Genomic DNA, 11606 nt, shown 5'->3' with positions numbered 1-11606 from the left:
GGAGTGGCGTGCGCCGATCAGTAATGGATCGGTAACGGCCAGGTTGGCTCGCGCTGGCCAGCTTCGGCCAGCGCACAGTACTTGCCCCGAAAGAACACCAACGGGGATTCGCCCTCCCGCGCGCTGAAACGCACGACACGGCCGACGAAAATGACGTGGTCGCCGCCATCGTGCTGCGCGTAAGGCTCGCATTCGAAGTGCGCCAGCGCGCCCTCGATCAAGGGCGCCTCCGCATGGCCAAGCGAATGGGCGACATCGCGCCACTTGTCGCCGAGCGCTTTGGCGAACTGGTTCGACAGCGCCTCCTGCTGACGGCTCAGGATGTTGACGGCGTAGCCCGCCGCATCGCGCATGGCCGGCAGGCTCAGCGCGCGGCGGTCGACGCTGAACAGCACCAGCGGCGGATCGAGCGAAACCGAATTGAACGAGCTCATGGTCATGCCGACCGCCTCGCCCGTCGCCCCGCGCGCCGTGATGACGGCAACACCGGTGGCGAACTGCGACAGAGCGCGACGGAATGAGAGTTCAGGTGACATCCAGGTTTCGCTTTAGAAGATAGCTTTATTTCAAAGCTATTATTTGAAGGCGGTCAAGACAGAAGTGATGGCTTGTCGCGACATTCTTATGCTGCACTGCATGCCCGTTCCGCCTCAAGCCATCGTCGCGCCTTCAGGAGATGACCGGAAGAGCCTCGATCTCATAGCTGTGCGTCAGCGAGCGCTGGAGCACGGGATCTTGCAGCTCCATCTCGAAGCGGGCCGCCGGCCGGATCCCGCCGATCGCGCCCGGCGTTCCGCAAAACATCAACGTACCGGGTGGAAGCGTATCGGCGCCGGTGTGCTTGCGAATGAGATCCCGCGGCGTCCTCAAGCTCGAGACCGGGCTCTCCTGATAAAGAACGCGCTCGCCCGCGATTGATGCCCACGACCGCAGGATCAGCTCATCCCAATGCCCTTCAACATCCGCATAGGACCATAGCCGCGTCCCCACCGGCTTGCCGCAAAGCTGCTTGGATAGCGCAATCCCCGCGGCCTCCGCCTTCCGGTCGGTGTGGTCCGAGCCGAGGCCGATCCAAAGTCCGTCGGCCATCGCGACGACGACGGGCTCCACTTCTCCCGAGGTATCCGGGCCGAGCACGACAAGGCGGCTTGCCTGCGTCAAGGTCTGCGCCGCGACGCGGTAATAGAGCGGTGTCGTCGACGGGCGCGGCACGCCGATCGCGGCGAGTTCCTCGATGTGGTGCTCGATCGCCGCGCTATCCCTGCCGGCCCAGCCCGCGATGATCAGAGCATCGATCTCAAGCCCGACACGGTCGGTTCTGTCTCGCGCGATGCGCTCGAATTGCAGGAACATGACTTTCCCTCATTCTCGTTGGATTTGATGATTTCGCCGCGCTCGATCTGCAGCGTGCAGTCGGCGATACGATCGAGCAGCGCCGGCGTCGATTCGGTGATCAGCAAGGCGAGTTCGGGGCGATGCTTCCGCAGCTCGCCAAGCGTACGCGCGTAGTTGAGCGCGAGCGCCGGGGCGAGGCCCTGGAACGGCTCATCGAGCAGGAGCACCGTGCGCGCCACGGTCAGCGCGCGGCCCAGCGCGACCATTTTCCCCTGCCCGCCGGAAACGCCGCCCGCGGGTCTTGCCCGCATCACATGCAGTTCGGGCAGCAGCGTGTAGACTTCGTCCAGCCGGCGCCGGCACTCGGACTTGTCGAGCTTGAGCGCGAGCGTGGGCAGGCGAATGTTCTCCTCGACGCTCAAGTCGGGGATCAATCGACGGTCCTCGGGCGCATAGCCGATACCGAGGTGGGCGCGTCGGTACGCCGGCAGCCTGTCGAGTTCGTGGTGGTCCAGCCGGATCGTGCCGCCATCCAGGCCGATCAGCCCCATGATCGCGCGCAGCGTGGTGGTTTTTCCCGCGCCATTACGCCCAATCAGCACCGTGGTCTTGCGATCGATCAGCTCGCAGCTCACGTCGCGAAGCACACGGACGCCCTCGATGGAGACGCTGACCTTTTCGAGGCGAAGCATCAGGCCACTCCCACGACGCGCTCAAGTACCCGCGCATCGCTGAAGACGTCGTCGGGGCGTCCCTCGGCCATGATCTGTCCTGCGTTCCAGACCAGGACGCGATTGGCGTAGCGGGCCACCACCTCCATGTCGTGCTCGACGAACAAGGCCGTGATCCGCGCCTGCCGCAGCGCGGCCATCAGCGCCTCCATCAGCGGGAAGCGCTCCAGCACGCTGACCCCGCTGGTCGGCTCATCCAGAAGCAGCAGGCGCGGCTTCAACGCCATCGCGATAGCGATGTCGAGCAGCTTGCGATGGCCTTCCGGCAAGGTACGGCTGATGCGCTTCGCATCATCGGCCAGCCCGACCAACTCAAGCAGCCTCGCTGCCTCCTGACGCCGCGCTTCGGTTTCAAGCGGCCTGACCGCGCTCCACAGTCCGTCCTTGGCAGCCAGCGCCAGCATCATGTTGTCGATGACGCGCTGGTCCGAAAAGAGCTGCGGGATCTGGAACGCCCGTGCAACCCCCAGCCGCGCGATCGCCCGCGGTCCAAGGCGCGTGATGTCCTTTCCTCCGAGACATACGCGTCCTGATTGGGGCTTGATGTAGCCGGTGCAGATGTTCAGAAGCGTCGTCTTGCCGGAACCATTGGGCCCGATGACCGCCAGGAATTCACCCTCGCCCACCCTCAGGTTCACGCCGTCGGCCGCCTTGACGCCGTTGAACGCAACGTGAATGTCGCTGGTTTCGAGGATGGCCGGCTTCATAGCGCGGTCCCCTTCTCGCGTTCGAAGAAGCCGTAAAAGCCCCGCGGCAAGAACATGATCACGATGATGAGCGCAGCGCCGACCACGAGATTCCAGGCGTCGGTCACGGTCACTGCGGCGCTGTGCAACAGCTCCAGAAAGAATGCGCCGATGAAGGCACCCGGCACGCCGCCGATTCCACCGAGGACGGCGACAAGCACGAGATGCCCGGAGGCGGTCCAGAACGCAAAATCGGGCACCACGCGTCCGATCGCAAAGCCCGCAATGGCACCGCCAAGCCCGGCCAGCGCAGCGGAGATGACGTAAGCGATCAGGAGAACGGCCCAGACCGGAATCCCCAGATATTCAAGCCGTATCTCGTTGGTATGGACGGCCGACAGCGCATGACCCAGCGGGCTGTCGAGATAGCGGTGCACGGCCGCGCCGACGATCACGATCAGCATCAGACTGACATAGAACAGCACCTGCTTGAACGCGACCTCGCCGAGCGAAATCCCAAATAGGGTCGGGATCGGCACCGGCATGCCGTCCGTCCCGCCGGTGACGCCGTAGAGCTTGGCGCAGAGCGCATAGAAGACCATCGACACCGCCAGGTTCAGCATCGCGAAGAAGATCGCGCGGTAGCGGACGAGGAACGAACCGACGATCGCGCCGACGGCCGCGGCGGCGAGCACCGAGAAAATCAGTAAAACCGCGAAGTCGTTGATGCCAAAGCGCGCCAGGAACGCGATCGCATAAGCGCTCGCGGCAAAGAACATCGCATGCCCGATCGAGATCAATCCCGCGCGCAGCAGAACGGCGACGCCCAGCGCCGCAAAGCCTTTGGCGACCGCGAGCGTCAGCACGAACTGAAGCCAGGGCGCGACGAGAGGAAGGGCCGCGATCGCAAGGATCCCGGCTGCGGCAAGGATCGTTCGCACCCTAGACCCTCCTCACGCTGGCTGATCCGAACAGGCCGTAAGGGCGAATAAGCAACACGACCAGCATCGCCGCATAAGGCGCCACAGCATCCAGCTCCGGCGCCACATAGATTGCCAGCACCCGCGCCAGCCCCACGATCAGCGAAGCCACCGCAGCCCCCTCGATTTGACCGAGGCCGCCGATCGCCGCGACCGCGAAGGCGAGCACCATGGTGTCGGCGCCGAGCCCGGGTGCGATGCCGGAGGTCGGTGTCGCCAATGCGCCACCGAGCGCGGCCAGGAACACGCCGAGAGAAAAGGCCAGCATGAAAATCCGATTTGTATCGATGCCGACCGCCTGCGCCATTTCGCGATCGGCGACGACCGCCGTCATCAATCGCCCGATCCGGGTATGCCGGATCAGGAAGCGCAAGCCGACCACCACCGCAATCGCCATCACGATCAGCACGATCTGGTAGTTCAGATAGACGACGCCACTGAGGTTCGTCGTGCCGAGCAGACGCATCGGCGCGTCCTCGTAATAGGATTGCACGCCGAAGATCATGCGCTGCAGGTCTTCGAGCATGAGGAAGAGTCCGAACGTGATCAGGATCTGAACGGCCTCCGACCTTCCGTAGGTCCACCGGATCAGGCTGCGCTCGACGAGCGGCCCGAAGATCGCGGCGACGAAGACAGCACTGAAGAGGAGCGCCACGAAGGAGAGATACGGGTTCATCTGCCGGCTCGCGATGAACAGGCAGACCGATGCCGCGACATAGCCGCCGATGGAATAGAGGCTGCCATGCGCGACGTTCAGCACACGAAGCACGCTGAACACCAGGGTCAGGCCGACCGCCGCAAAGAAGATCAGCGCCGCACTGGCGAGGCTGTCCAGCAGCAGGGGAATGATCGCATTCAACATCGGCCCTCACCCGGCATCGCACGCAGCGGTGCCGCCACCCTATTTGTAGCTTCCCGGCTTCGGCAGGCTCTTGGCGAACTCCGGCGTCAGGGTCGAGATCCAGCCGATCGGATCCTGGCCAGCCTGCGGCATCAGCTTGTCGCCCTTGTAGCGGACCATCTGCCCAATGACGGGGAACGGCTGCTCCGGCGACTTCACGGTCACGCCCACGATCTGGTCGACGAGACCATCATTGTCGGCGCGGGTTTCGGTCGTGCCGGTCAGCGTCGCCACCTTGCTTGCCTTCATCGCTTCGGCGATTTCCGCGCGCGTCGGCCACTTGCCGCCGTTCTTCTGCATCGCCGCCTGATACGCCGCCTTCACGTAGATCAGCGTGTTGGCCATCTTGATCGAAGGAAACACGGGATACTCACCGAAACGAGCCCTGTAGGCGGCGACGAAAGCGGCAGTCTCTGGATTAGCCTTGGCGTCCGGCGACATCCACCAGCCGTCGCCGAGCACGCCGACGATCACGCCTTCGGGCAAATCGACCCGCTGCAGCACGGTCTCGCCAAGCGCGAGGATCACCTGGCTCGAACGGAACAGGCCGCGTGGTGAAGCCTGCCGCACGAAGTTCTCGAGGTCGCCGCCCCACAGATTGGAGAACACGACATCCGGATGCGCGGTCGTCAGGCGCGAGATCTCGGTCTGGTAGTTCGGCGAGCCGAGCTTGGGATAGAGCTCCGCCACCACTTCGACATCCGGCTTCAAGGCCTTCAGCGCCGCCTTGAAAATCGTCGCCGCGTCGTGGCCGAAGGCATAGTCCGGATTGATGATGGCGACCGTTTTCACATCCGGCTTGCGGTCCAGGAGATAGATCGCATACGCGATGAACTCCGGAACCGTGTTTCCGTTGGGCCGGAATACATATTTGCTCTTGCCATCGGTCAGAAGCTGGTGCGTGTCGCAATTCCAGCCGACGGTCGGGATTTCGAGCTGCTCGGCGATCGGAGCCAGCGCCAGGCAATTTGCACTCGATAGCGCGGCCACCATGACCTGGTTCCTCGCATCGCCCGCCAGGCGCCGGTACTCCGCGATCACGCCCTGCGCGCCTTGTGCTTCATCGACATAGGTCGCACTGACCGGCACGCCGCCGATGCCGCCCTTTGCATTGATCTGCTCGATCATCAGGTCGGCCGCGTTCTTGCCCGGCATGCCGTAGGCCGCCGCCGGCCCCGACGTGAAGGTGAATATGCCGAGGCCCAACGCATCGGGCTTTTCCTGCGCCGCGGCGGGCCAAGCCGCCGCAAGTCCAATCGTAAGCGCAACCGCGGACAGGCCGAGTCTCTTCATGTCGCCTTCGCCTCTATTTCCTGGCTGTTGGGGATTTTTCATGCCGCGCAAGGACGAACGGCTCGCGCTCGCATGATCGATGGGTGCACGTATCTATCTACCTTTAATTACTAGCTTTATTTCAAAGCTATTGATCCAGATCGGTCAAGATGAAAATGATAGCGGCTCGCATCTTTTTTGTGCTGCACTGCAAAGCGGATGCGCAGCACATCAAAGGCGTTGAACTGATCTTCTTGGCTGCTGCGCTACTTTGATCCACCCGCGACAAGATCGGGATGCAGTCCTGAAAGGCTCTGCACAAACCGCGCCAGATGAGGGCGGGAAGATCGAAAAAGCTCGTGCGTCGATCGGCTTAAGATGGTCGCGCGCGGCAACGACCAAAGCGCGAACCAATTTTGCGAAGAGATCGTGCCCAGGCAAGGACCTGGAGCGCGAGCGCGATCCAACCTGATTCCGTCGCGTCTACCGTGCGCGGGCGGCCTTCTTGCGCGCCGGCCGTTCGGACGCAGCCACCCTGCGGCTGTCCGAGGGGGCGGCATCCATGTAGGTGAGCATCGCCACCGCATGATCACCGCATCCGACCAGACGCGCCATGATCGCCGACAGCCGCGTGAAGTCGTCGGCGCTGAGGCAATCGAACAGGGCATCGTTGACGGGCGCCTGGATCGAAACGAGATCGTCAAGCATCTTGCGCCCCTTCGCCGTCACGGTCAGCAACACGCGCCGGCGGTCGACGTCATTGGTGCGCTTTTTCACCAGGCCCGCCTTGACCAGCTTGGCAACCTCGATCGTGACAAAGGCCCCCGAAAGGTGCAGGTGCTCGGCGATTCGGCTGACGCCGACCCCCTCCTCGCCCTCCAGATGCGCGATCGAGATCAGCGTCGTATAGGCAATTCCTGAGATGCCGAGCCGTCGGCCGAAATAGGCGCGGCACTCATCGACGCGGGCGCTGAACGCGAGAAAATCATGAATGAATTGCCGAAAGCGGATGTCGGTGCCATCCGGCATCAATTCCGGCTTGGAAACTGTAAGTCGGGACACGCCTTTTGACCTTTGCAAAGCCGTGGCCGAGCAAGAACGCTTGACCTCGTCGTCAGCTTAAACACGTTCGCAAGGCCAGAGCTACTGTGTTTCGCCAAGCCGACAAGCGCAGCCGGCCGCGCGACCGCACCAGCCGGTTCCTTCCGGATGATCACTCACGCCTAATGTCTTAAGCCGGCACCGCGCCAGGCTTCATTCAGGCGAGCCGCACCTCCTCGTCCGATCGCGCCTGCGCGTCGTAGATCTTGATCTGCAGCATCGGAAAGCGTCGCTTCAGGTCCCGCGCGCCAGTCTCGGCACCTTCCTTGGTCTTGAACTCCGTCTTGACTCGACCGTCAATCACAAGCGCGTAGCCGCTGGTCGGCAGCTCTCGGTTCAACCTAAGCATCAGCAAAACCAGATTTGAAATTAGCTTCTTCGGCCCTCTCGGACCGTTTCCGCTCTAAGGTGAGTCTCGGTGCCGGAGCAAGCGAAAACCAGGCCCCGTCGAACCGACCCGGACGAATGACCACTTGTCACCCGCTATTCACAATTTCGCGTCTGGAACACGCCTCTTGCGCTTGACCTTGACGCTGATCAGGCTGCTCTTCGGCCGAGCCCGTCATTGCGAGGAGCGAAAGCGACGACCCGCCGTCGCTCGCTGCGCGAGCTATGGCGAGGCGTGAAGTCCCGCCGAAGCGCCTTTGCGCGTAGGCGGAAAGCAATCCAGACTGCATCCGCGGAGAAAGCGTGGATTGCTTCGCTGCAGCCTGTCATCGGGCGGCGCACTTCACGCGGACCCGTTGGCTCCCAACGAGCCGGAGGTTGGGCGGTGGCCTCGTCGTGGCCGGCTCTGGCGCGAATATCGACATACGAGATGCCGATAGGCGCCTGGAGGGCCAGCCTTGCTACCAGGCCGCGAGGTAGGTCCCCTTGAAGCGCTTATCGAGAAACTCCTTCACCGGGTCCGAGTGATACGCCGCGATGAGTTGCTGCACCCACGGCTTGTCCTTGTCCTCCTCACGAACGGCGAGAATATTGACCCAGGGCCCCTCGACATTCTCGTGGGCGATCGCGTCGACGGCCGGATTGAGCCCTGCCTGCACGGCGTAGTTGTTGTTGATCGCCACCAGGTCGACGTCCTGCAGCGCGCGCGGAAGCTGTGCCGCATCCAGCTCGACGAACCGCAATTTCTTCGGATTGTCCGTGATGTCGGCGACCGTCGATGCAACGTTGTTCGGATCCTTCAATTTGATCACGCCGTGCAAGGCGAGGATCATCAAGCCGCGTGCCCCGTTCGAGGGATCATTGGCGATCGCAACGCGCGCCCCCTCGGGCAGATCGCTCAGCTTCTTGTACTTCAGCGAATAGACGCCCTGCGGCGAGGCGATGGTGTTGGCCACCTTCACGATCTTCCAGCCGGTTTTCGATATCTGGTTCTTCAGGTAAGGCTCGTGCTGAAACGAATTCGCCTCGATGTCCTTGAGCGCGAGGGCCTGATTGGGGATGACATAATCGGTAAACTCGACGACCTTGACGTCGAGGCCGCGCTCGGCGGCGACCTTCTTGACCACGTCCATGATCTCGGCATGAGGTCCCGCCGTCACGCCGACGCGGATTGTCTCGGCCTTCGCGGGCATCGACAGCGCAAGAGCAACGGCAACAATCGCGGCAAAGCTACGCATTCATCTCTCCAAACAGGTTAATGGACTAAATTCGAGCGGCGGTCTCAGCGGTGCCGCAGGCGCCGATTGACGCGGCGTGCCAGATAATCGCCTGCGGTTTGCACCGTCTGCACCAGCGCGATCAGAACCAGCACCACGGCCAGCATCATTTCCGGCATGAAGCGCTGATAACCATAGCGGATGCCGAGATCGCCCAGGCCGCCTCCACCGACAGCGCCGACCATTGCGGAATAGCCGAGCAGGCTGACGACGGCCAGCGTCAAGGCCATGACGAGTCCCGGCAGCGCCTCGGGGATCAGCACCTTGAACACGATCTGCAGCGGGCTCGCCCCGAACGAGGACGCCGTCTCGATCAGCCCGGCATCGACCTCGCGGATCGCAGCTTCCACCAGGCGCGCGATGAACGGCGTCGCGGCGATCGTGAGCGGCACGATTGCGGCCCCTGAGCCGATCGAAGTGCCCGCAACCAGCCGCGTTAAAGGAATGATGGCGACGACCAGGATGATGAACGGCGTCGACCGCGTCGCGTTGACGATAATGCCCAGCACCGCATTGATGGCCGGTGCGGCGAACAGCTCGCCCTTGCGGCTAGTCGCCAGGAAAATCCCGATCGGCAGTCCGAACAACGTCGCCAAGAGCGCGGCGACAGAGACCATGAACAGGCTTTCGCCGGTCGCCTCGATGATCAGGTTGATGAGCTCACGCGACATAGCCAAGGCGCTCCACGGAGAATTGCTGCTGCGAGAGATGGGCCAGCACCTGCCGCGCCGTGGCCTCGCCACCGGGAATGCCGATGATCAGCGAGCCCACATGCTGGCCGCCGATCTCGTCGATACGGGCCGAGAGCAACGCGACGTCGATTGCCAGTTCGCGCGCGAGGCGAGCGACGATGGTGTCGCCGGCATCCGTCCCCCGCACCTGCAGGCGAATGACGGCCCGGCCGCCCGGGATCGGCTGCGGTTCGAGCCGGCTCGCCAGCGAGACCGGAATAGTGTCGCCAAGCACCTCGGCAAGGAAACTCTGGGTGATCGGGTGCTTCGGCTGGGTAAAGATGTCGGCGACATGTCCCCGCTCGACGATATTGCCGGCATCGATCACGACGACTTCCTTGGCGAGCTGACGGACGACCGACATCTCGTGGGTGATCAGGACGACAGTGACGCCGATCTCGCGATTGATGTTGGCGAGCAGATCGAGGATCGCGCGCGTCGTCTGCGGGTCGAGCGCTGAGGTTGCCTCATCCGACAAGAGGACGTTCGGTCTGGTGGCGAGCGCACGGGCGATGCCGACGCGCTGCTTCTGGCCGCCGGACAGCTCGGATGGATAGCGATCATGCTTATCGGCAATGCCAACGAGGTCCAGCAGTTCGGAAACGCGCACCGCAATATCGGCCTTCGACCAACCGGCAATTTCGAGCGGCAGGGCGATATTGTCCGCCGCCGTCCGCGACGACAACAGGTTGAAATGCTGGAAGATCATGCCAATCGAGCGCTGCGCCAGGCGCAGCTCCCGACCCACCAGGCTGGAGATATCGCGGCCGTCGACAACGACCCGCCCGGTGGTCGGTTTTTCCAGCCCGTTGATCAGCCGGACGAGGCTCGACTTTCCCGCGCCCGACCGGCCAATCACGCCGGTGATCGATCCGCGCGGGATGGCAAAATCGATGTGCTGCAGCGCCTGGACACCTGGCTTGTCGCGATAGGCGGGATAGATTTTCGAAACGGCCTCGAACCGGACCATCGCGTCCTGTTCGACGGGACTTTCGGAAACGGGCGGAGCTGATGGGATGGCTCGCGCGACTGCCAGCGATTGATGTGCATTCATTCGACAATTCCAACTCTCATGGCGCGGCCGCGTCACAGTCTCCACGGATCAAGAACGCAACAACTCAGTGGCCGAATAGCTGGAGATCGCTATCGACGATGGCGAGCGGCGCGGCCGGTGCACCTGTCGCGGCGCTTCCGATCGCCGTCCGACGGCCTTGGCCCGCCGAGCGATTTGCTGCGATTTTCGTGGACCACCTGCACCCGGTACCGCACCGCACAATAACATGGCCTGCAGCCGCGTCCCTGGCAATTTCAGATATCGGCGTCAAGATAGGCCAAGCTTTCTCTGACCGTCGCACCAAAAGAAGATTTTTGCGGTCAGGCAATATAGGTCTTTTCGGAGACGCCAGGCCATTGCGTCCCGCTTCCCACCTGCCGCGCGCGTTCACGAGCGCGATCCGCTCGCATCGGCTCGATGACCGCTTCACACTGCCCGACAATTTCGATTAATGCTGGCGCGCCGCGTGCTGCCAACGAGGAGAAGAAGGTGACTATTGAGAAGCAGGTTTCGACCAGCCGTGCCCCCGAATACGAGGCCGATCGCATCTTCGTTGACCGCTGGTCGCCGCGCGGGTTTAGTCCAGAGGAAATCCCAGAAACGGTTCTGCACGGCTTCTTCGAGGCCGCGCGCTGGGCACCATCCGCTTTCAACTCCCAACCCTGGCGCTTTCTTTATGCTTTGCGCGGCCAGCCGGAATTCGAGACCTTTCTGACGCCTCTGATTGCGTTCAATCAGGACTGGGCGCGCCACGCCGCGGCCCTGATCTATTTGCTGTCGAAGAAGGAGTTTACGGCACCGGGCAAATCGGAGCCGCAATTCTCGCGCACCCATTCCTTCGACAGTGGCGCTGCCTGGGCCAATTTCGCCAACCAGGCGACAGCCGCGGGGTGGTCGGCGCACGGCATGAGCGGATTTGACGTCGAGAAGGCGAAGGTCGTGCTCGGGGTGCCCGACGGCTTTGCGGTCGAGATTGCGATTGCGGTCGGCCGCAAAGGCGATGGCGCACATTTGCCGCCCGGGCTCCTGCAGCGCGAGCAACCGAGCAGCCGCTCCCCGGTTGGCGCCTTCGTGGCACGAGGCTTGTTTCCCGAACGCTTCCGAGGCTGATTGCGATGACCAGCGTCTCGCAATCCCAAATCCCCGGCACG

General features: G+C 63.0%; 13 protein-coding genes. 1 reads left to right on the top strand and 12 read right to left on the bottom strand.

The genetic code is table 11. From position 1 onward, the window contains the following. Window positions 1-17 precede the first annotated feature (17 nt). The 12 genes from P6U23_RS15615 to P6U23_RS15560 form a co-directional block, all read right to left on the bottom strand. Complete coding sequence (locus P6U23_RS15615) at window positions 18-536, bottom strand: flavin reductase family protein (protein WP_407180602.1); 519 nt, start codon at window positions 534-536, stop codon at window positions 18-20. Between the two features lie 133 nt (window positions 537-669). Next, entirely contained in the window at window positions 670-1353 is a 684-nt protein-coding gene (locus tag P6U23_RS15610; protein ID WP_407180601.1) for a DUF2848 domain-containing protein, read from the bottom strand. Next, window positions 1284-2027: an ABC transporter ATP-binding protein gene (locus tag P6U23_RS15605; RefSeq protein ID WP_407180600.1), complete on the bottom strand. Its 744-nt coding sequence runs from the start codon at window positions 2025-2027 to the stop codon at window positions 1284-1286. Before P6U23_RS15605 ends, P6U23_RS15610 begins: the two co-directional genes overlap by 70 nt. After that, the gene (locus P6U23_RS15600) at window positions 2027-2773 is read right to left on the bottom strand and encodes an ABC transporter ATP-binding protein (RefSeq protein ID WP_407180599.1); all 747 of its coding nucleotides are present in this window, start codon (window positions 2771-2773) and stop codon (window positions 2027-2029) included. The genes P6U23_RS15605 and P6U23_RS15600 overlap by 1 nt, the downstream gene beginning before the upstream one ends. Beyond that, window positions 2770-3693 carry a branched-chain amino acid ABC transporter permease gene (locus tag P6U23_RS15595; protein ID WP_407180598.1) on the bottom strand — a complete coding sequence of 308 codons (924 nt, stop codon included), beginning with the start codon at window positions 3691-3693 and terminating at the stop codon, window positions 2770-2772. The genes P6U23_RS15600 and P6U23_RS15595 overlap by 4 nt, the downstream gene beginning before the upstream one ends. Before the next feature lies 1 nt (window position 3694). Continuing rightward, window positions 3695-4594 carry a branched-chain amino acid ABC transporter permease gene (locus P6U23_RS15590; protein ID WP_407180597.1) on the bottom strand — a complete coding sequence of 300 codons (900 nt, stop codon included), beginning with the start codon at window positions 4592-4594 and terminating at the stop codon, window positions 3695-3697. A 39-nt stretch (window positions 4595-4633) separates the two neighbouring features. After that, entirely contained in the window at window positions 4634-5926 is a 1293-nt protein-coding gene (locus P6U23_RS15585; RefSeq protein WP_407180596.1) for an ABC transporter substrate-binding protein, read from the bottom strand. A gap of 462 nt (window positions 5927-6388) precedes the next feature. Beyond that, entirely contained in the window at window positions 6389-6967 is a 579-nt protein-coding gene (locus tag P6U23_RS15580) for a MarR family winged helix-turn-helix transcriptional regulator (protein ID WP_407180595.1), read from the bottom strand. A 196-nt stretch (window positions 6968-7163) separates the two neighbouring features. After that, entirely contained in the window at window positions 7164-7355 is a 192-nt protein-coding gene (locus tag P6U23_RS15575; protein ID WP_407180594.1) for a hypothetical protein, read from the bottom strand. Between the two features lie 499 nt (window positions 7356-7854). Beyond that, window positions 7855-8631, bottom strand: a complete 777-nt coding sequence (locus tag P6U23_RS15570) for a MetQ/NlpA family ABC transporter substrate-binding protein (protein WP_407180593.1) — start codon at window positions 8629-8631, stop codon at window positions 7855-7857. A gap of 44 nt (window positions 8632-8675) precedes the next feature. Continuing rightward, window positions 8676-9341: a methionine ABC transporter permease gene (locus P6U23_RS15565; protein WP_407180592.1), complete on the bottom strand. Its 666-nt coding sequence runs from the start codon at window positions 9339-9341 to the stop codon at window positions 8676-8678. Then, on the bottom strand, window positions 9331-10455 hold the full coding sequence (locus P6U23_RS15560; RefSeq protein WP_407180591.1) for a methionine ABC transporter ATP-binding protein: 1125 nt from the start codon (window positions 10453-10455) through the stop codon (window positions 9331-9333). Before P6U23_RS15560 ends, P6U23_RS15565 begins: the two co-directional genes overlap by 11 nt. A gap of 489 nt (window positions 10456-10944) precedes the next feature. Here P6U23_RS15560 and P6U23_RS15555 point away from each other — a divergent pair, with 489 nt between their 5' ends. Continuing rightward, window positions 10945-11565, top strand: coding sequence for a nitroreductase family protein (locus P6U23_RS15555; protein WP_407180590.1), 621 nt, complete (start codon window positions 10945-10947; stop codon window positions 11563-11565). Window positions 11566-11606 lie beyond the last annotated feature (41 nt).

The organism is Bradyrhizobium sp. STM 3562 (assembly GCF_045571435.1).
Taxonomy (GTDB): Bacteria; Pseudomonadota; Alphaproteobacteria; order Rhizobiales; family Xanthobacteraceae; genus Bradyrhizobium.
The sequence above is the reverse complement of the archived record's forward strand: the minus strand, read 5'-3'. Positions and strand labels throughout refer to the sequence as shown.